Raw genomic sequence first — 23,545 nt, forward strand, 5'->3', positions numbered from 1 at the left:
GGAGCTACCGCATGTCATCGCGCCGACCCGTAATCGGGATCGCAACCCAAACCCTTCCCGCCGTACCGGGTGAGCGGCAGGCGTGTTGGCTGATGGGCCGTAGCTACATTGAGGAGTTGCGTAAGGTGGGTGCGGTACCGTGGGTCATCCCGCTGGTGCCGCACGATCCCGATACGCTTCAGGAGATCTTCAACCGGCTCGACGGGGTGTTCATCACCGGCGGCGTGGACGTGGACCCTTCACGCTATGGTGAACCGAAGACCGAGCTTTGCGGCACCACAGATACAGACCGCGACGCGGTGGAGATCGCGCTGCTCAAGCACGCTCTGGCCGCCAAACTCCCTGTTCTGGCGGTCTGCCGGGGCATCCAGATTTTGAACGTCACCTGCGGCGGAACCCTGTACCAGGATGTCCACGCGCAGGTGCCCGCCGCGCTGAAGCACGATTTCTTCCCGACCCCCGATCGCCCGAGCCGCAAGTACCTCGCGCACGACATCACGGTGAAGGCCGGGTCGCGGATGCGGAACATCCTGGGCGACACGGTGGTGCCGGTCAACAGCATGCACCACCAGGCGATCAAAGATCTCGCGCCGCGACTCGCCGCCACGGCGTTCGCTCCCGATGGCATCATTGAGGGTGTCGAAGGGACCGACGACCAGTACTTGGTTGCGGTGCAGTGGCACCCGGAAGAGCTGACGGAGACGCAGCCGGGGATGGCCCGGTTGTTCACCACCTTCGCACAGGCCGCTAGCGCGGCGTAGCAGTCGAGAACCTGCGGGCCGCGCCGACGGGCGCGGCTCAGGACCGGCGGCGGTGATCGACACGCCAGCCGGTCCTGAGCCGCGCCCGTCGGCGCGGCCCGCGGCACGTATTCGTACCTCAAGGAGCCCTGAACCGTGCGTTACCTCGCGCTCGTTTGTCTCGCGTTGCTTGCCCCGCGCGCTTCCGCCGCCGAACTCGAACGCCGCATCACGCCGCTCGTGAAAGAGCACAAGGGCAAGGTGGCAATCGCGGTGAAGCACCTCAAGACGGGCGAAGAGTTCTACCTCAACGCCGACGAGCCCATGCCCACCGCGAGCCTCATCAAGTTGCCGATCATGGTCGAAGCGTACTGGCAGGCGAAGGAAAACAAAATCAAGTTCGACAAGCAGGTCACGCTCGCGAAGGGGGACAAGGTGCCCGGCAGCGGCATCCTCACGCCGCACTTCTCCGAGGGGGCCGCGTTCCCGCTGAAGGACGCGATACGGCTCATGATCGTTTACTCGGACAACACCGCCACCAACATGGTCATCGATCAGATCGGGCTGCCCGCGACCGGCGAGCGGATGGCGCAGCTCGGGCTCAAGAACACGAAAGTGAACGCGAAGGTCTTTAAGCCCGAAACCCGTCTCAGCCAGGAGTTCGGCAAGAAGTACGGTCTCGGCAGCACGACCGCGAAAGAGGCGGTCCGGTTGCTCGAACTCATCGACGCGGGGAAGGTGGTTTCTCCGGAGGCGTGCAAGGAGATGCTCGGGCACCTGAAGGCGTGCGACGACAAGGAGAAGTTGGTCCGCTACCTGCCCGCGGGGACCGTGGTCGCGCACAAGTCCGGCTCGGTGGACGCGACGAAGACCGACGCGGGGATCATCTACACGAAAGGCGGCCCGATCGCGGTGTGTGTGCTGACCGACGCAAACGAGGACAAGCGCTGGACCGCAGACAACGCCGGACAGGTGCTGATCGGGAAGATCGCGAAAGAGGTGTTCGACCACTTCGCGGAAAAGAATTAACGGGACGCCGCACGGTATCCGCTAGCGATCCCGTCGTCCGTTCCATTCGCATTTGCCCTTCGGTCACCTGCGGTTGCAGGCGGCCGGTTGTCCCGCGATCCGCCAGCAGCCGAAGACACGACCGGGGCGTTTACCCGGTCGCGTTCCGCTCGCAACTGGAAACGATTGCCCTCACACCGGGCGGTTCCCGCCGGGCGACACTCGGGTGCCGATGTCGAGGAACCGGACGATGGCGGTGGGGTCCGCGTTGAGCACCACCCCGCGGGCGCCGGGCTTCACCGCGTGCCCCTCGTTCCGCGCCGCCGCCCACAATTTCGGCGGCAGCGCGCTCGACATCCGGAACAGCAGTTTCGCCTCCGTCTCGGGGAAGCTCGCCTCGTCGGCCGGGAAGTACGCGGGGGTAACCGGCACCTTCGAGATCAACAGGTTGAACAGCAGCACGTTGCCGTCGGCGGTGGAAATGGTGCGGATGGCGCGGGCCGCCTCCTGCGGGTTGCCGTCGGAGGGTAGCCCGTCGGTGAGGTTCAGCACGATCGGCGGGTACGAGTTCGGGAACTCGTCCAAGAACCCCTTCACCGCCAGCCCCGCGACGCGGAGCGCCTCGCACATCGCCGTTTGGCCCCCCGAGACCGGGTCGTACCAAACCGGGAACTTCACCTTCTGCTCCGTCACCCGGCCGTGCGCGTCGAGCACCTTTTTCACCCGCGCGTCGACGCGGAGCGGACGCTCCCCCAGCCGGCTCACCGGGACGAGCACGTTGAAAGGGGTGGTGCCGCCGAGCCCGGCCTTGACGGTGGTGCCGTACCCGATGACGCCGACCCGGAAGTAGTCGCGGACCCCGTCCGCCTTGGCCGAGCGGAGCACCACGTTCTGGAGCAGCCGGTTAACGGCGTCCGCCACGGTGGCCGCCTTGGACGTTCCGCCGGCCCCGATGAACGGGTCGGCCATCGAGCCGGATTGGTCGATCAGGAACAGCAGACACGCCGGGTTCGCCCGGCTGATCTGGGCGTCGTAAGAACCGACCGCGCGGCGGATCGCCGGGGCGCCGGCCGATGTCGGCAGCGCCGGGTCCGAATCGGGAGCGCCCGCCAGGGCCGGGTTCGCTTGCAACTCGGCCCGCGCCCGGGCCACCTCGTTCTGAATCCAGTCGTCGCCCTCGTCACCGGCTTCAGCGAGCGCTCGGCGGGCCTCCGCGAGCCCCTCCCAGTGCCCGGTGACGGCCACGTTCACCAGCCCGGTCAGCCCGGTGGGCATGATCCCGCTCAGTTCCGTCGATGACCGCCCGTGGGTGAAGGTGTCCAGCGTGATGCCTTGCTTCGCGCCGAGTTCGGGTTCCAGGGACCCGCCGTTCGGCCCCAGGTACGTGCCGACCACGCGCGCCAGCCGGTAGTTCCGGATGTCCCGGTGGTACGGCTCGAACGTCGAGAACGTGAGGTCGTCCGTCATTTCGGGCGGGAGCAGTCGCACGCACCCGTACAGGAGCAGCGCCACGACCCCGGGCTCGGCGTGGATGAACAACCGCTTGCGGCTCCCCGGCTTCTCCGCGGCCAGCAGTTGCACCGCGTGCAGCGCGCGGGCCAGCAGGTCCCGCCGCGACGACGCCGGGAGCACGCGCAACCGCAGCGGGCACACGTCCACGCACGGCGCGGTGGGCCACGGCGGCCGGTCCCCGAGGAACGCGGTCAGCGACGCGTCGCAAACCAAATCGTCGTCCGGCAGAGTGGCGGCTGGCAGGGCCTTCGATTCACCCGACGGGTACCGGACCGTCCACTCGGGTGCCCCCCACGACCGCAGCACGGCCGCCGGGCTCGCCGCCGGGAGCAACATCAGGTGTGAGAAGAACGAGCGGTCGCGCCCGACGGAGTCCTTCGCTAGGTACGCCGAGTGCGCCACCCACACCCCGCCGCGGGGACTGACCGTCCGGGCCAGCCGCCGCGGCGCGGCCCCGGGTTCGGGCCGGTCGCGCCACATGTCGAACGGCAGCCCGTAGGGCGGATAATGGAACGCCTCGTCGAGCAACCCCGATGCGGTCGTCGATGCGGCGCGCACGCTGTAGCCCGCCTCACGGCGGACACTGTCCGCGGGCACGCAGTGGGTAACGTAGAACTGTTCTGCGCCGATCGACCGACCCGCACCTGACATCTCTGGCCTCGCACACCCACCGCACCACGCGCGACCGACACGAGAATCGTACTCGCCTGAAGCGGTCGCCGCAACGCGGGCCGGCGGTCAGGCACGTCTCATTCACGGCCCGGCCGGTGGTGTTTGTTTCTTGTGGCAGAGACGTTCCCACCGACTGCGAACCAGCTACGGGTGGCAACGCGGCCTCTGCGACGCGGGCCGAAACGCCGTGTCACAGAGGCTCAGGAAATGCAGTTCACGAGTAAAAGAATGGCATAGGGGCCGTCAAATCAGTTCCTTGATCGGCGCGCCGCTGTCCTCGACGAGGTACTGCGGTCGCCCGGTGAAGTCCGGGAGCGTCACCTTGTCGGCGTCGATCCCGAGGTTGTGGTACAGCGTCGCGAACAGTTCGCCGAACGTCACCGGCCGGGATACGGCCTCTCCGGCGATCCGGTCGGTACTGCCGATCACCTGTCCCAGCTTCATGCCGCCGCCGGCGAGCAGCGCGCAGTTTACGTTCGGCCAGTGGTCGCGCCCGAGCTGCGCGCTGATCTTCGGGGTCCGCCCGAACTCGCCCATGATGACGACGGTGCAGTCCTTGTCCAACCCGCGGTCGTGCAGGTCCTCGACCAGCGCGCTGACGCACTTGTCGAACACGGGGAAGTCCTCTTCCTCACGCAAGAAGATGGAGTTGTTCTTGCGGCCCTCGGCGTTCATCCCGCCGTGCCAGTCCCACTTGCTGTAGTTCAGCGTCACGACCCGCGCGCCCGCCTCGACCAGCCGGCGGGCCATGAGGAGGCTCTGCGGCACCCGCGGGGCGCCGTTGCTGTCCATGAACACCTTCGGGTCGCCGGTGCCGTACCGCTCGATCACTTTGACCGGCTCGCGCGAAATGTCGAGCGCTTCGGCCATCTTCGAGGAGGTGAGCAGCCCGAACGCCTGTTCGGTGAACGCGTCCATCGCTTTGACCGAGCCGGACGTGTCGGCGTCGCGGCGCATGTCGTCGAACTGCTTGAGGAGCGTCTTGCGGTCGGCGAGCTGGTTCACGTCGACGCCGCGCAGCGTCATGTCCTCGCGGGTGCGGCCCATCGCGCGGAACGGGGCGAGCGACTGGCCCAGGAAGCCGGGGCCGGGCTCGTTGTAGGGGCCGTGGGTGCAGGTGTAACAGAGACTCACATACGACGGCACCGACGGGTGGACCGGCCCTTGCAGCTTCGCCACCGCGGAGCCGAACTGCGGCCACCCGCCGGGCGGCGTTGGCTTCTTCGGGTTGTGCCCGTTGTACACCTGGATCGCGTCGTGGTCCGCCTGGTTCCCCACCAGCGAGCGGACGATCGCGAGCTTGTCCATGTTGCGGGCGAGCAGCGGGAACGCCTCGCAGATCTGGACGCCGGTGACGTTCGTCGGGATCGGCTTCCACGGCCCGGCGATCTCCTTCGGCGCGTCGGGCTTCAGGTCGAACATGTCCTGGTGCGGCGGCCCGCCGACTAGGTAAATGAGGATGACCGACTTGTGCGGCGTGCGCGTGCCCGCTCTGGCTTCGGCGCGGAGCAGATTCGGCAGGGTGAGGCCGCCGAGACCGAGGGCGCCGATCTTGAGGAACCCGCGGCGCGGGAGCGTGTGGGGCGGCATGACGTGAGCCCGTTGGGGTGGGATGGCGGGAGGGACTTCAAGTGTGCCGCGGCGCAGCCGCCGCGTCAACCGGTTTCTGCGGCGCGAGCGGCCTCGTACACGCCGGGCCACGGCCACAGCCGGATCGTGCCGTCGCGGTCTGCGGTCGCGAGCCACCGCCCGTCCGGCGACCACGCGAACAGATGCATCCCAGAAGCAAACACGTTCAGCCCGCACCATTTCCCAACCGCCGCTCCGGATGGGTCGGCAAAGTACAGTTGTCCGCCGAGCGCCGCGACGAGCACGCGACCGTCCGGCGACACGGTCGCGCGCAGGTACGGGGACGCGTCGCCCGTCCCCGGGAACCGAACCCGGATCACGCGCAGCCCGTCCACCTCGGCCGGTGTTCCGCCAGCGGAACTCCCTTCACTGAACGCGTACAAGACGCGCCCGTCCGGGCCGAACACCATTTCGTGCAGTAGCCTTACGGGAAGCGATTGTACCGTGTCGGTGTGTACATCCCAGAGCTTTGCCGTACCTTCACGATCGGTCACCAGCAACCGCTGCCCGTCCGGACTGAAGACGACCCGGCCATTGCCCGGCGGAGTGAGGGTCCGCAGCACACGGCCGTCGTGTGCAGAGCGAAGCGAGTGCCAGTCGCTCACCTCGGCACCCTGGGAAACGGCAACCGTCTCACCGTCCGGAGACGGTTCCAGCCGCCGGGCCCAGTCCGGTTCGAGCACCCACTCGACCGCGGACGGCGTGCCGACCTCCCAGAGTGCAACCGACGTTTCCTGCGGGTACTCGCCGCGCGCTCCGAACAGCAGCGCCCGTTTGCCGTCGGGCTGAAGCGCGAACTGCCAGCACCTTCCGAGGTGCGGCGGGTACGCGACCGCTTCGACCGCGCCCGTGGCAAAGGTCCAGCACCACAGGCCGTCGTTCGTGAAAAACAGTGAGCGTCCTGTGGGGTCGAACGCCAGCGAGGTGAGATAATACCGGGCGTAAGGACCGTACTTCACCCCGGCCTCGTGCCAGGGCACGGGGAGGGCCGCGTGCCCCTCCAATCCGTGGTCGCGGCACGGCCCGCAACTCGGCCCCGTCCATCCGAGCGCGGCGAACGACCCGACCGCCCCGCAGTCGCACACACCGACAAGCAACTCGGCCCCGCCCGGCAGTCGCGCCCGGGCGACACGCTCGGGGTACAGCAGTTCGGCGTAGCTGAGCGGCGTACCGAACTGGTACTGCCCCGTCTCCCCGATGCGCAGGCGGCCGCCCGTGGTCAGCCCGTGCCCGCCGAGCACGCGAACGTGCTTCTCGCCGAACTGGTTCGTCCACCACGCGGCCGTGACCTGCGACTTCCCCGCGAAGTACTTCTTCTTCGTACCGCCGTGCCACCCGTGCAGCCCGTCGGGCGCTTCTCCCAGGCGCTGGAGGAACTGCGGCAGGTCCGCGGGCGGCCACTTGATGAGTTTGCTTTTCGTCTCGTTACCCGTGTTCGCCACACGGACGGCCTCCCGCAGCGCGGCGTCGAGGGCGTCCGGCGCGGGGTCAACGAGGGTGCGGTCGAACGTCTCGCGGTCGGCCATATTCGCCACGGCACCGCCCTCCCGGTCATACAACGGACCTCATGACGATACCTGCGATCATTTGGGATGTCGACGGTACGCTCGTGGACACCGCGGAACACCACTTCCGGGCGTGGGCGCGGTTCGCGGCGGAGATCGGCCGGCCGTTCACCCGCGCCGACTTCGCGGCCACGTTCGGCATGCGCAACCCCGAAATCCTGCGCAAACTGTTCGAACCAGACGCCGACGACGCGCTCTGCGCGAAGTGGGGCGAGCAGAAGGAGAACCACTACCGCGCGTCCGTGCGTGACGAGGGCACCCAGCTCCTGCCCGGCGTCGCGCGGCTCCTCAAAGAGTTCGCTGATCGCGGGTGGCCTCAAGCGGTGGGCTCGTCGGCCCCGCAGGGGAACCTCGACCTGCTGCTGAGCGTCACGAACACGCGCGGCTACTTCGGCGCGGTCGTCACCGGCGACGACGTGAAGCGCGGCAAGCCGGACCCCGAGGTGTTCCTCACCGCCGCGGCACAACTGGGCGCCGACCCGCGGCGGTGCGTGGTATTCGAGGACGCCGCGGCCGGCGTGGAAGCGGCCCGGGCCGGCGGGATGAAGTGCGTGGCGGTGACGTTCGTGGGGCACCACCCGGCGGACAAGCTCCGGGCCGCCGGGGCCGACATCGTTGTCGGCTCGCTCGACGAAATCACCGCCGAGCAGGTCGCGGCACTGGTGTGAGTTAGGGCGCGCGCCGCGCACGACCGCCTCAGTTCTTGCGGGGCGCGTCCGGCAGTAAAAGATCGGGCGACGTGTCGGCGTTCCGCGAGTACACTTCCGCACCGCCCGCCGACAGCTCCAACCGCACCCGCTCGCGCTCGCGGTCGATCTGGTCCGGTGTCGCCCCGAGCCGCCGCAGGATCGCTTCGGTCAGTGCCAGCGCCACCTCACCCTCGCCCGAAACCACCACCTCCGAACCGGCCCGCTGGAGCGCCGCCAGTTCGCGCACGTACGCCGACCGCGCCAGCACCCGGATCTCCGGGTTCAGCTCCTTCGCTGCACGAATCACCTCGCTGCCGCCGCTCACCTGCGACGAGCTGAGGATCAGGCTCGCCGCCCGGTCCGCGCCCGCCTCTTTGAGCGTGTCCGGGTGCGTGGCGTCGCCGTACACGGCCCGGACGCCCTCGGCCCGGAGCCGCTTCACCGTGTCCACGTTCAGCTCGACGACGGTCGGCTCGATGCCGTTCTCGCGCAGCAGCCGGCACACGGTGCGGCCGACCGGGCCGTACCCCACGACCACCGCGCGGTACGCGCGGTCGGCGTCCGCGGGCGCCGGCTCCGGGCCGCTCCCGAGCTGTTCCCGGGTGCGCGCTGTGAGCAGCGCCCAGAGCCGCGGTCGGCCCGCGGCCCAACGCTCCAGCGGCCCGGCGAGCCGGTACACCAGCGGGCTCACCGAGATGGTCCCGATCGCGACCACAACCAACACCTGCGTGGCGTCCTCCGGCAGCACGTTCAGGGACTTGCCGGCCGCGGCCACGATGAACGAGAACTCGCCGATCTGCGCGAGCGCCAGCCCCACCCCCAGCGCGACCCGCACCGGGTACCCCCGCGCCAGCACCAGCGCGAACGTGGTCACGGGCGTGGCGAGCGTCACGATGGCGGCGGTCGCCGCCACGAGCGCCGGCGCTTTCAGCAGGAACGCCGGGTCGAACAGCATCCCGACGGAGATGAAGAACAGCACCGCGAACGCGTCCCGCATCGGGAGCGCCTCGGTGGCCGCCCGGACGCTGAACTCCGACCGCCCGACCACCATACCCGCCAGGAACGCGCCGAGCGCCATCGACGCCCCGAACAGCACCGCCGACCCGACCGCGATCCCGAGCGCGACCACCAGAACCGTGAGCGTGAACAGCTCGCGCGACCGCGTCTCGGCCACGTGCCTCAGCAGCCACGGCACGAACCGCCCGCCGGCCACCAGCACCGCGGCGATCAGCACCCCCACCTTCAGCGCCGCCAGCCCGAGCGCGAGCGGCAGTTCGATGGCGTCGATCGGCCCGTCCTTGAGCACCGCCGGCAGCACCACCAGCACCAGCACCGCGAACACGTCTTGAAGGATCAGCCACCCGACCGCGACGTGCCCGGTGGGGGTGTGCAACTGGTTCTGGTCCGACAGCACGCGGGTCAGAACGACGGTGCTGGCGAACGACACCGAGATCCCGAACACGACCGCCGCGGAAGGGAGCCAGCCGAACCCGAGGGCGACGGCGGTGCCGAACGCCGTCGCCGCCCCGCACTGGGCGAGCGCGCCGGGCAGCGCGACCCGGCGCACCGCGAGCAGCTCCTCCAGCCGGAAGTGCAGACCGACCCCGAACATGAGCAGGACCACGCCGACCTCGGCGAGCTGGTCCGCGATGCCACGGTCCACGACGAACCCGGGGGCGTGCGGCCCGACGACCACCCCCGCGAGCAGGTAGCCGACGATCGGCGACAGCCCGAGCCGGTTCGTCAGGTACCCGAAGGCCAGCGCCACCGCGAGCCCGCCGGCGAGCATAAACACCACGTCCTGATTGTGCATCCCGCTCACCCGCTCCCGAGCCGGCCGCCACGCGCCCCGAACAGGAGGTTAGCGGCAGGTCGGGATTAGCGGAAGCCCGGTCCCGCGGGCGGAGGCGTTCGCGCGTCACCGGCCGAGCGGCGCGCGGCCGGTGACGCGCGAACGCCTTCGCCCCGCGCCGGATAATGAAGCCGAAACGGAACGGGGATGTGAAGGACGCGCTCGACTCGCGCCCGTAATCGCGCCGCTGGGGGGCCGTTCGCCCCGGCACCCGCGGGTCGGATCAGGAGCGCGGCTTCGCGCCCTTCGCCGAAGCCGACTTGGCCGGGACCGCCGGGCGCTTCAGCTCGTACTCGTACTCGCCGTATTCGGCCGCGTGCTTGCCCTTGTCAGTCAGCGAGTAGGTCGCGGCGAACGGGTCGGCAGCGGACCCGGTGGTGAACGCCAGCAGGCCCTCGTCAACGAGCGACGTGAGGAACGAGCCGTCCTTGGTTTTGCGGCTGGGAACCAGCCGTAAAGCGCGCCCGTCGATCGGCTTCTTGCTCCGCCGGACGGTGCGCAGAACCTGCCACGTAAAATGGGACGTTGGGCGTAAGGGCACGGGATGCCTCTCGATCTGTCCGATGCGGGTAGCGAATCGTTGTTCAGAGATTTGGAGAAGTTTAGCTCCAACGGCACACCGGATCAACTCTCTTCGTTCAATTGTTAAAGACGTTACACTCACAACGAGCAAGACCGCGCACGTGAATCCGATTGCCGGCGTCATACCGATTCGCGCAATCTGAGCAGGCTACGCGATTTGGAAAAGGCGACAAAACGGGCCGCGGACCTAGCCCGACCGGCTAATTTAATTCGCGACGGGCCGCGCCCCCTCGGCCCGTTTGGCTCGCACGAGCCCCGCCCAGCGGCGCAACTGATCGGCCCTCGTGACCGCCCCCTTGAACCCGGTGCCCGTATGCCGAACCGCTCTCCGAACTGGTCGAAGCAAGCGTTCAAGAGCCCGCACCCGGCTCGGTCCGCGGGTCCGCGGCTCGGTGTCGAAGCCTTGGAAGACCGCAGCGTTCCGGCGACGGTCATCACCATTCAGGAAGCCCCCGGCTCGCTCGACGGCTTCCTGAGCGCGACCGACGGCACCATCGCCCTGACCGACCTCGCCGGTCAGGCCGCCACGCTCTCCCGCGGCGCCCTCCAGAGCGTCGGCGCGGGCGTCGCCGTCAGCATCACCGCCGAAACCGGGATCGTCTTCGACCCCTCCCTCGCCGCCCCGGTCGCACTGCAAACGAACAACACCGCCAGCGCCGCGTTCGTCGCGTCGAACGGGAACCTCACGTTCGCGGCAGGTCGGTCCCTGACCACAAGCGGCGCCGACCTGGCGCTCACGTCGACGAACGGAACGCTCACCGTCGCGGGCCTCGCCACCTCCGGCGGAAACATCACCCTGAGCGCCGACGCGGTGAACGTTCCGATGGGGGCGATGGTCGATGCGGGCGCGGACCCGGCCCGCAGCACCGTCACCGTTCAGCCGGCCTCGAACGCCATTAGCATCGCCCTCGGTGGCCCGGACGGCCCCGGCACCCTCGGCCTCACCGACGCCGAACTGGACGCGCTGACCGCCCGCGTGTTACGTATCGGTAACGCGACGGCCGGGTCCATCGTCATCAGCGCGGCGATCTCCGTCGGCGGCTCGAGCCAGCTCGAACTGGTGACCGGCGGCGCGGTCGTGGACAACAACCCCTCACAGGACATCTCCGTCGCCCGGCTCGCGATCACGGCGGGCACCGGGATCGGCGTGACCGGCACCGACTCTCCGAACCTGGATTTGAGCGTCACGAACCTGGAGGCCACCACCGCGACCGGCGGCATCGCGATCAACAACGCCACCCCGCTGGTGATCGGCGGCGTGACCGGAGCCCTGTCCGGGGTGAGCGTAACGACCTCGGGCGGCGTCTCGATCTCCGTCGTGGGTGCGCTCACCGTCGGGGCGACCCCGGCCGAGGGCGTCTCGGTCGCGGGCGGCGGGAACATCGCCCTGTCGCCGTCCAGCAACTTGGTGGTCAGCGCGCCGGTCGTAGCCACCGGCGGCAGCGGCAGCGTGACCCTCTCCTCCCAGAACAACATCAGCATCGGCGCCGCCGTCACCGTCGCGGGGGCGGGCACCATTACCGTTGACGCCGACAACGACAACAGCGGGGTCGGCAGTTTCTCGAACACCGCGGCGCTCACCACCGCCGGCGGCGACATCACCATCACCGCGAAGGACATCGACCTCGGTGCGGCGGTCAGCACCACCGCGGCGGCCGGGGGCGACGTGTTCCTACTCGCCCGCGACCCGCTCGACGTCATCAACCTGGGCACCAACACCGGGTTCGGGCTCACCGACGCCGACCTCGACAACGTCACCACCGCGACCCTGCACGTCGGCAGCGCGACCAACGCCGGGGGGATCGCGGTCACCGGCCAGATCACCCTCGGGGCCACCGTCCCCGCGCTGTCGCTCGAAACGAGCGGCGCGATCACCGACGCCACCGGCACCGAGCAGACCGACATCACGGTCGCGGGCCTCGCGCTGCTGGCCGGGCGTGCCGGGGCGGGCGGCATCGGGGCGACCGGCGCCGGCAACCTCGACGTGGCGGTCACCACCCTCGCAGCCGCCAACGCCAGTGGGGACACCGGGTCGATCGTCATCGCGAACGCCTCGCCCGCCCTGAACGTCGGCACCGTGGCCGGGCGCACAGGGGTCGTCAACCAGAACACCACCGGCGGCGTCTCGCTGTCCGCGACCGACGCGGTCGCCCTCGGTGCCACGGTGAGCGGGGCGACCGGTGTGACGGTTTCGGCCGGGGGCGGCGACCTGAGCACCACGGCCGTCGTCAGCAGTTCCGCCGGCCCGGTCCAGCTCACCGCCTCGGCCGCGGTCAGCCTCGGCGGGGCGGTGAGCGGTACCGGCGTTACTGTCACGGCCGGCACCGCGCTGACCACCACCGCGGCGGCGACCATCACCGTCGGCGGGGCCGGGAGCGTCGCGCTGACCGCGTCGGCGGGGGCGCTGGCGGTCGGCGCGAGCGTCGCGGCCGGCACCGGCGGCGTCACCCTGACGGCCACCGACACCGCCGCGACCACGAACACCGTGACGGTGGCCGCCGGCGTCTCGGTCTCGACCACCGGCGCCACGCTCACCATCAACGCGGGCGACGCGGTCACGATCGGCGGCACGCTCACCACCGCCGCCTCGGGCACGGTGAACGTGAACGTCGATGCGGGGGCCGTCGATGTCGGCGTGGGCGGTGCGGTCACGTTCTCGACCACGTCAAACGTGAGCGGCGCGACCACCCTGAACGTGACCGGCGGGGCCGACGACGACACGTTCAACCTGCGACCGCTCACCACCGGCATCACCACCAACCTGATCGCCGCCGCGGGCACGGACGCGCTGAACATCGACCTCACCGCCGCAACCGCGTCGGCGTTCGGCAACATCACCGCGGCCGGCGCGGGCACCTTCAGCTTCGGGAACCGCGGCAGTGTGGTCGTCACCGGTCTCGAATCGGTTGCGGCCACCGGGGGCACTTACGCCGTCAACTTCGGGCTCCAAACGGCCGGGTTCCAGGACGGCAACGCGAGCCCGGACGTGACCACCGTGTCGAACACCGGCACCGCTCTGAACGTGACCGTTCAGGCCAACAGCACCGGCGCGGCGCAAACGCTGTTCAGCGGCCGCACCGGCGACGTTAGCACCCTCACCGTCACCGGCTCGACCGACCGCGACACGGTGACCGTAGACCTCACGAACCCGCTGCCGGCGGTGACCGTTGCGGGCGGCGCCCCGGCCACCGTCCCCGGCGACACACTCAACCTGATCACCACGAACGCTGCCGGCGCGACGTTTACCCCGGTGGTCGGGGGCGGGACGTACACGTTCGTGAACCGTAGCGCGGTCACGTTCAGCCAGATCGAGACCGGGCCGGCGCCCGTGCTCCGCGTCGCGGCGTCCGACGCGAGTGCCGCGGAGGGCGTTACCCCGGACACCGGGACGTTCACCATCACCCGCGTCGGTGACACCTCCGCCGCGCTCACGGTGACGTACACGCTGGGCGGCACCGCGGTGAACGGCGTCTCCTACCAGTTGCTCACGGGCACGGTGACGTTCGCGCCGGGCGCGAGCACCGCGACCGTCACGCTGACCCCGATCGACAACTCGAGCGTGGACGGCACCCGCACGGCGGTGCTCACGCTGTCCCCGAGCGCGGCCTACGACATCGCGACCGGGGCGGGCCAGGCCACGGTCTCCATCGCCGACAACGACGCGCTCGGGCGGCGCCTGGTTGTGGGGTCGTCGGCCAGCGGCACGGTACAGGTGTTCGACAACAGCGGCACCACGGCGGTGGCTTCGTTCCGACCCTACGCCGGGTACCAGGGCGGGGTGTCGGTGGCGGTCGGGGACGTGACCGGCGACGGCGTGGCGGACATCGTGACCGGCGCGACCGCCCTGTCGCCGCACGTCAAAGTGTTCGACGGGGTCACGTTCCGGGAGATCCGGAGCTTCTTCGCGTTTACTAACTTCGCCAGCGGGGTGAGCGTCGCGGTCGGCGACCTGGACAACGACGGGAAAGCCGAGATCATCGTGGGGGCCGGCACCCTGGCCCCGCACGTGAAGGTGTTCGACGCCACCACGCTCCAGGAACGGGCCAGCTTCTACGCCTTCACCACCGCGGCCGGAGCGCCGATCGCCAGCGGCGTCACGGTGGCCGCGGGCGACACCGACGGCGACGGGCGGGCCGAGATCGTTGTGGGCGCGACCGTCGCCCCGCACATCAAGACGTTCGACCTCGCTGGCAACACGCTCCGCAGCTTCCTGGTTCCGAACCTGGCGCCCGACACCGGCATCAGCGTCGGAACCGGCGACCTCGACGGGGACCGGCGGTCGGAGATCCTGGTGGGCGCGCGGGTCGGCGGGCAGGCGGTGACAACGGTGTTCCAGGGGGAGGCCGCGATTGGGCAGTTCTCGTCCGGCGCCGCGGCGACCACGCCGCGGGTGGCGGGGACCGACCGCGACGGCGACGGGAAGGACGAACTCATCCTCACGCTCGGCCCGACCGTCAGCGTGCGGAGCGGGACGGCGCCGTTCGATCAGCTCTCCACCCTGACCCCGTTCACCGGGTTCAACGGCGGCGTGTTCGTCGGCTAACGAACAGATCACCCGCACCTGACACCGCCATCCCGATCACATGGCGGTGTCAGGTGCAGAGCCGGGTTCGGCGGCGGAGGGCCACCCGACGGTTAGCTCCCGGTGCGCAACTGATAGCCCCCGGTTGACATCGGCACCAAGCCCTCGAAGAAACAGTGGTCGGCGTCCGCGAAGAACTCGACCGTGGCGTTGTTCAGTTCGAATAGAGCCCGCCCCATTGAGAGCGATCGCCCCACCTCGCCCAGCGGGACTTCGAGCGTGTCGTCCACGTCCTTCCACATCGCGGTGTACGTCACCGTGATCGGCCCTGGAGCTAGGACGGCGTCGGGAACCCAACCGTTGTCGTCGGGGCTGATCTGGGCTTGGTACTCGCTGACGGCCCGGACGAACTCGTCGTAGCCCGCGTAGCGACGCCGGCCGAGCGTCCAGAATACCTTCCGCATCAGGTCGCCCACAGAACCCTCCTCGGGCCAAAACACCCGCGCTCGTACTGCCTCAGTGTGCCGAAGGATAACGCTCAGCAGCCCCGCCACAGGGAGCTGAACCTCGGCAACAACTTATGCGGCCGAGGCAGGTGCCGCGTTTGGTTCGGCCTGCCTTGCTCACCCGGTCCCCCGCATCGCGTCCAGCGGGGCCGCGATCGCGGCCCGCCGTGGGGCCATGTCCTCGTCCCGGTAAAAGCTATCGAGCCCGTCCTCGGAGTCGCATAGTCCCAGGAATCGGGCAGACCACCGGGCCACGTCGGCTGGGTCCACGTCCGCCCGACACCGCTCGACCAGAAACGCCAACACGACCAGCCGGGCCGCCACACCGTCGTCCACGTCGTGGATGTCCAACTCCGGATCAGCCGCGAACCGGTCGAGTTCGGCGACGAGTTGTCGGGCGAGGCCGGAGGCGTACTCGCAGGCGTCGTCGCTCTGAAACGTATCGGTGCCCCACCGCCCCATATTGCGTCACCCTCCGCCGCCGAACGTACTGCCCGCCTCCCCGGCCGCGCCACCCGCAGCCGACACGATCCGCAAGCGAGCCGTGAAAAGCAGCTCACGTGGCCGGGTCCGGTTCGGCGCCGGGTTCGTCTGTCTTATGGGCCTCCCACATGATCCACATCACGGGCCGGGCACCGACCGGAGGGAAGCGCAACTTCGGGTCGTCGGACTGCACCAGCACCAGCAATCGCCGGGCGTACAGGGAATGCAGCCACGAGGCATGGGCGATCACATCCAGCACGTCCCACGCTCGCACGCCCGGTAGTCGGGCGAACCGATCGAACCGCCACAAGACTAACGCTACACCGGATTTCTCTGGAATGTCGATGTCACTGAGGCAATCGTTGAGCGCGTTCAAGTTGCGGCCGTAGTAACTGGGGAACTCCAGTCCAGCGGCGAACGCGCGGTGCATGTCGGCCTCGGACGCCCACCCGCCGCAGTCGAACGCCGGGCAGCGGTAGCCGTAAGACTCAAGCGCTGCGACATGCTGTCGGAGTCGCTCGGGCGGGCCATACAAGGCGACCGGACCGTTGAGGAGCACCTGCCGATCTACCCGCAGTACGTCGTCGGGATGGACGCTGTGCAGGTTGGTCGGATCGGTTCGGAAACTGGCCACTCGGGACGCCCTCTCTTGCCGAACGACTGCGTTCAGTTGCCCGTCCGACTTTGCGGACGGGGCGCCTGCAACCCAGTCGTTCGGCGGGCTTGCAGTGCTCTGATGGACTCGCGGAAGTCCTGGCGGTAGTTCGCCCCCTTCACACCCACCAGGCACGCCTTGAGCGCGGGTAGGTCCTCATACCCTCCAACCACGATGAGCAGCAACGCCGCTAGGCACCGGATGTCCATTGCCCGGTCCTGTAAGCGCTCCAGTGCCGCAGCCCGAACCTGCTGCTGGTATGACTCTGGCCAACCCCAGCACGCTTGGTGGGTGGCGTCGAGGACGGCGACCCGGACCGCCTTATCCGGGTCGCTGAACAGGCGGAGCAGGTGTTCGGCCGACTGCCCGGGGCCGAACTGTGCGACCACCCCTGCGGCCCGCGCTCGGGTCTTTGGGCGGTCGCTGGTCAGGAGAGCAACCGCCGGGTCGAGCAGTCGGTCGTCGCGACGGAACCGCGTGACGATCCCCCAGGCGGCACCAACCGCCTCCTCGGCCACCCGCGGGTCGGGGTCGCTCAGGGCGGGAAGCAGCAAGTCGATCGTCACGGGGGCGCGGAGCCAGGGGTCCGACCAGCGGTTCACCTCTGCGAGGGACTGGCGGTGGACCCACCCGGCCCCGAGCAACCGCACGCCCGCATCCGGGTCGCGCAACTGGCGGAACGCCTCCGCCGGGTCGTACTTGGCTTGCGAAATCGGTACGCCCTCCCTCGCCGAACAGATCGCCCACCTGCGCCGGCGGCACTGTGCGCGACGGGTCACGAAAGCCTATCAGCGGTCGGCGTCAGGTGCAGCGGCGAGTTCAGCTTGGCGACCCGGCGCCTCGCCTGCGAACTCTGCCGCGGCCCCACCGGCCCCTTGACCACCCGCTGCCGGTCCGGCCGTATCCGTAGTGGCAGGCGCCACCGCCGGAACGTCCGCCAGTTGTCCCACGCCGTGCGGCCCGTCCGGGTACCCAACGGCAGACGGCTCCCGGCGGTGCTGTAGGACACCCCCGCGATGGCGGTGATCGTCGACTCGTCCGAGCAGCGGCCCCAGCGGGCGGACGACTCGTGCCAGAAGGCGGCGCACACGCTCAAGAGCCAAATGGCCGTGGACGAGGCGTCCGGGCGCATCGTCCACGTGTCCGAGTCGGTGCCGGGCCGATGGGCGGACATCAAGCGGTTGGACCGGTCGGGGCTCCTGAACCGGCTCCCGGGCGGGGTGGGGGCTTGTGGATCTGGGGCACACAGGGATTCGGGACCGGCACCCGCCGGGTGTGCCCCCGGCGCAAACACCGTGGGCAGGACGGCCCCCGCGGACCGCAAGTACAACCGTGCGTTCCGCCGCCACCGCATCGGGATCGAGCACGCGATCGGGCGGCTCCGCCGGTTCCGCTCTCTTTCTCATGTTAACCGCCACCGGCGGCACGGGCACGGGCACGGGTTGCGGGTTCGGGCCGTGGCCGGGTTGGTCAATCGGATGCTCGACCACCGGGCCAAGGCCGCTTGAGCACCGGATGGGGAGGGGGAGGAACGTCCACACGCTATCGTGAATGAGGTCTACCGGATTCGACATCAGGTTCGGCATCCGGCGGGAAGATTTCCACGCCCCGGATTTCGCCGGTCCACCACGAAGCCAAATGTCTGACCGCCGGGTCGTCCCATTCCCCGACGAGCCGCATGTATTCGGCCCGGTCCGGACTGTGGATGATGACTTGCCCCTCGGTGACTTCGTGGTATCGCGTGGATGTCGGGTTGGCGAGGAACACCCACTCGTCGGGATAATTCGCCTTAATCTCGGTCATCGTCAGTTAAGGTTCGCACATGGATCCACCTCCGCCTCAGTATCCCATACACGAACGGCCGTAACAAGCCGCTACGCGATCTGCACCTCGGCCGGCTGAATGACGAACTCGTCGGCGCCTTCGGCGGGGGTGGCAAGCTTCATCTCCTTCACCTTCCAGCCCGGGTGCTGGATCGCGCCGGTAAAGGGCGGCTCGCCGGTCACGTTGCCCACCACCCGGATCGCCGACGGGTCGAACCCCTTCGGAACGGTCACCCGGTCGTCCTCGTTGCCCGGCAGGATCGGTTCTAGAACGAGGTGCTGCTTCAGCGCGGCCTGTGCCTTCTTGTGGACCTCGCGGACGGCCTGCCCGATCTGCTCGTCGGTCGCGCCCTGGATGTTCTCGAGCAAGAAGTCCACCAGTCGGGACTCCGCCTGGAGCAGCGCGAGCAGGCGGAGCGGCGCCCCGCTCGGCTTCGTGGGCTTGGGCGGCCCCGCGGGCTTCAGCTCCGTTCCCGTCCGAACCGCGTGGAGCTTGGCCGCGAACGCCGGGTCGTTCTTCGACCGGTTCGCGATCCCCAGCGCAGTCGCGAGGGCCTCGAAACTGCCGGCCCGCTGGTACCCGAACCACGAGGCGACGAAGAACCCGATCGGCGCCCCCAGCATGAACCCGATCAAGAGCATGTTGTCCATGTGACCACTCCGGTGTACGCGAGACGGCAGAATGAAAGAGTATTCACCGCGACAGGCGCGGAAGGTCGAGAAAGCAGAGAGAAACGAGGTCCAAACCACGGGTTCCTCGATCCTGCGGGGCGCGCGACGCAATTAGCGCCTGGCGCGGGTGTTATACGAACAGGCACCCGCCGCGAACGGGATGCCCACGGGCGCGGCACTGGCGGATGGTACCGGTCGCCCTAAAATGTCCAGATGGGTCTGATGTGCGGCATGCACCGGGGACGATGAAGAATGGGTACGCGCCGGGAGGTCCGAGATCGGGTCGTGCTGATTACCGGGGCGTCGCGGGGCATCGGCCGCCGCGCCGCGGTGCGGCTCGCAAAACTCGGCGCAAAACTCGCCCTTACTGCACGTTCGGCCAACGACCTGGCGGCCCTCGTTGAGGAACTGAACGCCGCCGGCGCGCGGGCCGCGGCGTTCCCCGGCGACGTGACCAAAGTCGAGGACCGGGAGCGGATCGTTCGGGACGCGGTCGCGACCTTCGGCCGGCTGGACGTGCTCATTAACTGCGCGGGCGTGTGCAGCTTCGGGGAGTTCAGCACGTCGAGCGAGGAGATCGTTCGCAAGGTGCTGGAGGTGAACTTCTTCGCCCCGGTCGAAATGATCCGGGCGTGCGCGCCGCACCTGACGAGGAGCTTCGAGACCGCGAGCGACGGCTGGTGCCCCGCCATTGTCAACGTGGCGAGCATCTGCGGGCGGTGGGGCATCCCGTCGATGTCCGAGCACTGTGCCAGCAAGCATGCGTTCGTCGGCCTCACGGAGTCACTCCGCGGCGAGTTCGAGCGGTTCGGGATCGATGTCCTTCTGGTGCTCCCGGGGCTGGTCCGAAGTGACGACCTCCAGCGCCACCTGCTGCGAAACGAGGGGAAAATCTACCTCGACTTCGAGGGCGCGCAGCCGTCGGATGAGGTCGCAGATGCCGTGGTACGGAGCCTGGTGCGAAACCGTACAGAAGCGGCGGTCGGGTTCGTGTCGTGGTGGGTCTGGTTCGGGAAGCGGATGTTCCCGCGCGGGGTGCGGTTCTTCATGCAGCGCAAGGTGTGGAAGTTCGCCCGGCGCGAGAACGCGGGCAGGAAAGTGCATTGATGATGGAGCAACAGACCGAACCGCTGCTCACTGTTCGCCAAGCGTATCTTGTAATGTTTGAGTTCTTGCGGTGCCACTACGAGCGCGGGCCGACGGACGACATCGGCGGATTGCTGGGTGGGTTGTCGCTTCTGACTGACGGAAGCCCGGCCGACTCGGCGGTGCAGAGTGATTTCGCCGGAGCTGTTACGTCCGTCCTCGCGGCGGAGGCGGGCGCCTGCTACCGTAAAGCGGATTTCAAGTTGGGTTCCAGGGGATCGGCCTGATGTGCGGGATCGCGGGGATGTTCGACCTGAGTGGCCAGCGCCGCGCCCCCGCGGGCGTGGTGTCGGCGATGGCGAAGGCCATCTACCATCGCGGGCCAGACGAAGACGGCTACCTCGAACGTCCCGGGTTGCACCTCGCCAACCGCCGCCTCTCGATCGTCGGCCTCGCCGACGGGCAGCAGCCCATCTCGAACGAAGACCAGAGCGTCTGGACCGTCTTCAACGGCGAGTTCTTCGACTACAAGGAGAAGCGTAAGACCCTCGAAGCCAAGGGACACGTCTTCCGGACCCACACCGACACCGAATTGATCCCCCACACCTGGGAGGATCACGGCACCGAGTTCCTTCAGCACCTGAAGGGGCAGTTCGCGATCTGCGTCTGGGACAGTCGAACGAATGAAGTCGTGCTCGCACGCGACCGGGCCGGCATCTGCCCGCTGTTCTACACGACCGTGAAGCACGACGGCGCCGACTGGCTCCTCTTCGCGTCCGAGATGAAGGCGCTGCTCGCGTCCGGGTTGGTCGAGCGCAAGGCCGACCTGAACGGGCTGAACCACATCTTCACGTTCATGGCGATGCCCGGACCGACCACGGTCTTTCAGGGCATCCGGTGCCTCGTACCCGGCCGGTACCTGCACTTCAAGCTCGGGCAGACCACCCCGGAACAGGCGACCGCGCAAAAGACCTACTGGCGGGTGGCGTACCCGGACCGCGGGCACGAGGACTACGGCGCCGACGAGAAAAAGGTCGTCGACGGGTTCGAAGAGGTGCTGTACGCCGCGGTCCAGCGCCGGGTGTGGGCCGACGTGCCCGTGGTGTCGTACCTGAGCGGCGGCGTGGACTCGAGCATCGTCGTGGCGATGGCGAACAAGGCGATGGGCCGCCCCATCCCGACGTTCACCGTCTCGGTCAACGCGAAGGGGCTCGACGAAAAGTCCGAGGCGCTGGCGACGGCCAAGCACCTGGGCTGTTCGCCGGTAGTGGTCGATTGCGGGCACGACCAGCTCCGCGCCGGCTACCCGGAGCTGATCGCGGCGGCCGAGTTCCCGGTCATCGACACGTCCTGCCTGGCCCTCCTTCATTTAGCAAGAGCGGTGCATCGAAACGGGTACAAGGTCGCTCTAACCGGTGAGGGCGCCGACGAGTGGCTGGGCGGGTACTCGTGGTTCAAGATCCGCAAGCTGATCGGGTGGATGGACCGCATCCCGGGCGTACCGCTGGGGTTCGCGGTGCGGCAACTGTTCCAGCGGCTCAGCGGCGCGCCGCGGTTCCCGCGCACCGCTTACCAGCACTCGCTGGACCGGCTCGGCGGGCCGAACGGGTGGGGCGACCTGTACGGGCTGATCAGCACCAACAAGCTGCGGTTCTTCACCGGCGACACCCGGGCCGCGCTGATCGGCCGGGCGGCGCTGGACGACCTCGAAATCCCCGCGGACCTGCACCGGTGGCACCCGTTCAACCGGCAGATGTACTTCGGCGCGCGGGTGATGCTGCCCGGGCACCTGCTCGCGTCCAAGGGGGACCGGATCGCGATGCACTCGTCGGTGGAGACGCGGTACACGTTCCTCGACGAGGACGTGATCGCGTACATGGCGAAGCTGCACCCGCGGTGGAAGCTGCGCGGGCTGCTGCGGGACAAGTTCATCGAACGTAAGGTGGCCGAGCGGTGGCTGCCCAGGGACGTGGCGTGGCGCACGAAGAAGATGTTCCGCGCCCCGATGGACAGTTGGGCGGCGGTGCGCGGGGGCGGCGCCGGCGGGACGTGGATCGATCAGGTCCTGTCGCCGGATTCGCTCCGGAAGGCCGGTTACTTCGACGCCGAGGCGGTGGCCCAGGCGCGGCAGCGGCTCGCCCGGCCGGGCGGCGGGGTGGCCCGCACCGGGCTGGAAATGGGCCTCACCGGGGTGCTCGCCACGCAACTGTGGCACCACCTGTACCTCGACGGCTCGCTCTGCGATTTGGAGTCAAAAGTCGACCGGTCGTAAAGTCATGAGGTCCGACCGGGCCTCTGCGATCAGTCGGTGTTGCGACTGTCGGTTTTGCGGTTCTGGACGTTACGACTTCCGACCTGACGACTTTTGACTATGTCGTATGCCCTCCAAACTCTGTGGCACGAGCGCCAGCGGTACGCCTCGGGCGTGCTGGCGGTGACCTTCTCGGCGGTGCTCATCGCGCTCCAGTGCGGGCTCCTGCTCGGGCTGTTCAAGATCACCTCGATCCCGGTGGACAACACCACCGCGGACCTGTGGGTCGGATCGCGCGAGGTGTCGAGCGTGGACCTCGGCAAGCCGATCCCGGTGTCGTACGTCAGCCGAGTCGAGGGCACGCCGGGGGTGAAGTCGGTGGAACTGTACATCGCGAACTTCGCGAACTTCAGCAAGCCGGGCGGCGGGACCGAACTGTGCTACCTGCTGGGCAGTCAGCTCGACGGCGATTCGGCGGGGTTGCCAGCGATGCTCACCGCGGACCAGCGAAACGCGCTCACCATGCCGGGCGCGATCATCGTGGACGAGTCCGACATGACCAAACGGCTCGGACTCGACCAGGACGGCAAGCCGAAGATCAACGGGAAAGACGTCAAAGTAGTGGGCACGGTGCGCGGGCTGAAGAGCCTCGCGGCCCCGTGGGTGCTGTGCAGCGAGCACACCGCCCGCTACCTGCTCGGCTTCCTCATGCCCGGGGACCACGTCACCTACCTGCTGGCGAAGTGCGAGTCGCCGGAGCGGGCCTGGGCGATCGCGGCCGAACTCCGGTCGCAGTACGGGTCCGACATGGGGGCGTACGCCGCCGAGGAGTTCTCCCAGCGGTCGCGGCTGTACTGGCTGACCCGCACTAAAGCGGGCGTCGCGATCGGGTACGCGGCCCTGCTCGGGCTGATCGTGGGGTCGGTCATCACCGCGCAGACGCTGTACTCTGCGACCGCGGCGAACGCCAAGGAGTTCGCCATTCTGCTCGCGCTCGGCGTGCCGCGGTGGCGGATCTCGCTGATGGTAATGGTCCAGTCGTTCTGGGTCGGGGTGATCGGGGTCGCGCTGGCGTACCCGGTGTGCCTCGGGTTGCGGTTCGGTGCCCGGCAGATCGGGGCCGACGTGGACCTCCGCTGGGAGGTGCAGTTGGGCACTGTGGTGGTGACCGTCGGCATGGCGCTGGTGTCGGGCGTGTTCGCGCTGCGGAGCGTGCGCCAAATCGAACCGATGTCGTTGCTGCGATAGTGGTTGGTGTTTGGTGTCGAACACCACGAACCGAACTCGAGTGCCGAGCA

20 protein-coding genes are annotated in these 23,545 nt (G+C 68.8%); 9 read left to right on the plus strand and 11 right to left on the minus strand.

Annotated elements, in window-relative coordinates; all coding sequences use genetic code 11:
* The first annotated feature begins 11 nt into the window (after positions 1–11).
* Both R5W23_RS25010 and R5W23_RS25015 read left to right on the plus strand, forming a co-directional pair.
* Complete coding sequence (locus R5W23_RS25010; RefSeq protein ID WP_261184291.1) at positions 12–761, plus strand: gamma-glutamyl-gamma-aminobutyrate hydrolase family protein; 750 nt, start codon at positions 12–14, stop codon at positions 759–761.
* Positions 762–896: 135 nt separating this feature from the next.
* Complete coding sequence (locus R5W23_RS25015; RefSeq protein ID WP_320688670.1) at positions 897–1,769, plus strand: serine hydrolase; 873 nt, start codon at positions 897–899, stop codon at positions 1,767–1,769.
* A 171-nt stretch (positions 1,770–1,940) separates the two neighbouring features.
* On the opposite strand, the gene R5W23_RS25020 is transcribed toward R5W23_RS25015, so the two are convergent.
* The 3 genes from R5W23_RS25020 to R5W23_RS25030 form a co-directional block, all read right to left on the minus strand.
* On the minus strand, positions 1,941–3,911 hold the full coding sequence (locus R5W23_RS25020) for a GAP1-N2 domain-containing protein (protein WP_320688671.1): 1,971 nt from the start codon (positions 3,909–3,911) through the stop codon (positions 1,941–1,943).
* A gap of 264 nt (positions 3,912–4,175) precedes the next feature.
* The gene (locus tag R5W23_RS25025; protein WP_320688672.1) at positions 4,176–5,522 is read right to left on the minus strand and encodes a DUF1501 domain-containing protein; all 1,347 of its coding nucleotides are present in this window, start codon (positions 5,520–5,522) and stop codon (positions 4,176–4,178) included.
* Between the two features lie 65 nt (positions 5,523–5,587).
* Positions 5,588–7,087: a WD40 repeat domain-containing protein gene (locus R5W23_RS25030; RefSeq protein WP_407936163.1), complete on the minus strand. Its 1,500-nt coding sequence runs from the start codon at positions 7,085–7,087 to the stop codon at positions 5,588–5,590.
* A gap of 41 nt (positions 7,088–7,128) precedes the next feature.
* On the opposite strand from R5W23_RS25030, the gene R5W23_RS25035 reads away from it, so the two are divergent.
* The gene (locus R5W23_RS25035; protein WP_261184287.1) at positions 7,129–7,794 is read left to right on the plus strand and encodes an HAD family hydrolase; all 666 of its coding nucleotides are present in this window, start codon (positions 7,129–7,131) and stop codon (positions 7,792–7,794) included.
* Positions 7,795–7,822: 28 nt separating this feature from the next.
* Here the strand turns inward: R5W23_RS25035 and R5W23_RS25040 are convergent, their stop codons facing one another.
* Positions 7,823–9,628 (minus strand): cation:proton antiporter, encoded by a 1,806-nt coding sequence (locus tag R5W23_RS25040; protein WP_320688674.1) that lies wholly within the window; start codon positions 9,626–9,628, stop codon positions 7,823–7,825.
* Between the two features lie 262 nt (positions 9,629–9,890).
* Positions 9,891–10,208: a hypothetical protein gene (locus R5W23_RS25045; protein WP_261184285.1), complete on the minus strand. Its 318-nt coding sequence runs from the start codon at positions 10,206–10,208 to the stop codon at positions 9,891–9,893.
* Between the two features lie 354 nt (positions 10,209–10,562).
* Between R5W23_RS25045 and R5W23_RS25050 the strand changes: the two genes are divergently transcribed.
* Positions 10,563–14,792 carry a beta strand repeat-containing protein gene (locus R5W23_RS25050; protein ID WP_320688675.1) on the plus strand — a complete coding sequence of 1,410 codons (4,230 nt, stop codon included), beginning with the start codon at positions 10,563–10,565 and terminating at the stop codon, positions 14,790–14,792.
* A 92-nt stretch (positions 14,793–14,884) separates the two neighbouring features.
* On the opposite strand, the gene R5W23_RS25055 is transcribed toward R5W23_RS25050, so the two are convergent.
* The 4 genes from R5W23_RS25055 to R5W23_RS25070 all read right to left on the minus strand — a co-directional run bounded on the left by R5W23_RS25055 (position 14,885) and on the right by R5W23_RS25070 (position 17,194).
* Positions 14,885–15,247 carry a hypothetical protein gene (locus R5W23_RS25055; RefSeq protein WP_320688676.1) on the minus strand — a complete coding sequence of 121 codons (363 nt, stop codon included), beginning with the start codon at positions 15,245–15,247 and terminating at the stop codon, positions 14,885–14,887.
* Positions 15,248–15,394: 147 nt separating this feature from the next.
* A complete protein-coding gene (locus R5W23_RS25060; RefSeq protein ID WP_320688677.1) occupies positions 15,395–15,739 on the minus strand; it encodes a DUF4259 domain-containing protein in 345 nt (114 codons plus the stop codon).
* 94 nt (positions 15,740–15,833) lie between these two features.
* On the minus strand, positions 15,834–16,394 hold the full coding sequence (locus R5W23_RS25065) for a barstar family protein (protein ID WP_320688679.1): 561 nt from the start codon (positions 16,392–16,394) through the stop codon (positions 15,834–15,836).
* Between the two features lie 32 nt (positions 16,395–16,426).
* A complete protein-coding gene (locus R5W23_RS25070; protein ID WP_320688680.1) occupies positions 16,427–17,194 on the minus strand; it encodes a HEAT repeat domain-containing protein in 768 nt (255 codons plus the stop codon).
* A gap of 237 nt (positions 17,195–17,431) precedes the next feature.
* Between R5W23_RS25070 and R5W23_RS25075 the strand changes: the two genes are divergently transcribed.
* A complete protein-coding gene (locus R5W23_RS25075; RefSeq protein WP_320688682.1) occupies positions 17,432–17,923 on the plus strand; it encodes a transposase family protein in 492 nt (163 codons plus the stop codon).
* Positions 17,924–17,957: 34 nt separating this feature from the next.
* Here the strand turns inward: R5W23_RS25075 and R5W23_RS25080 are convergent, their stop codons facing one another.
* Complete coding sequence (locus R5W23_RS25080) at positions 17,958–18,218, minus strand: hypothetical protein (protein WP_320688684.1); 261 nt, start codon at positions 18,216–18,218, stop codon at positions 17,958–17,960.
* Between the two features lie 71 nt (positions 18,219–18,289).
* A complete protein-coding gene (locus R5W23_RS25085; RefSeq protein ID WP_320688686.1) occupies positions 18,290–18,889 on the minus strand; it encodes a DUF2760 domain-containing protein in 600 nt (199 codons plus the stop codon).
* Between the two features lie 273 nt (positions 18,890–19,162).
* On the opposite strand from R5W23_RS25085, the gene R5W23_RS25090 reads away from it, so the two are divergent.
* The 4 genes from R5W23_RS25090 (at position 19,163) to R5W23_RS25105 (ending at position 23,495) form a co-directional block, all read left to right on the plus strand.
* Positions 19,163–20,017, plus strand: a complete 855-nt coding sequence (locus R5W23_RS25090; protein WP_320688688.1) for an SDR family NAD(P)-dependent oxidoreductase — start codon at positions 19,163–19,165, stop codon at positions 20,015–20,017.
* On the plus strand, positions 20,017–20,283 hold the full coding sequence (locus tag R5W23_RS25095) for a hypothetical protein (protein WP_320688691.1): 267 nt from the start codon (positions 20,017–20,019) through the stop codon (positions 20,281–20,283). The genes R5W23_RS25090 and R5W23_RS25095 overlap by 1 nt, the downstream gene beginning before the upstream one ends.
* On the plus strand, positions 20,283–22,268 hold the full coding sequence (asnB, locus tag R5W23_RS25100; RefSeq protein WP_320688692.1) for an asparagine synthase (glutamine-hydrolyzing): 1,986 nt from the start codon (positions 20,283–20,285) through the stop codon (positions 22,266–22,268). Before R5W23_RS25095 ends, asnB begins: the two co-directional genes overlap by 1 nt.
* A 99-nt stretch (positions 22,269–22,367) precedes the next feature.
* Entirely contained in the window at positions 22,368–23,495 is a 1,128-nt protein-coding gene (locus R5W23_RS25105) for an ABC transporter permease (protein ID WP_320688693.1), read from the plus strand.
* Positions 23,496–23,545 lie beyond the last annotated feature (50 nt).

It is taken from the genome of Gemmata algarum, from assembly GCF_034097035.1.
Taxonomy (GTDB): domain Bacteria; phylum Planctomycetota; class Planctomycetia; order Gemmatales; family Gemmataceae; genus Gemmata; species Gemmata algarum.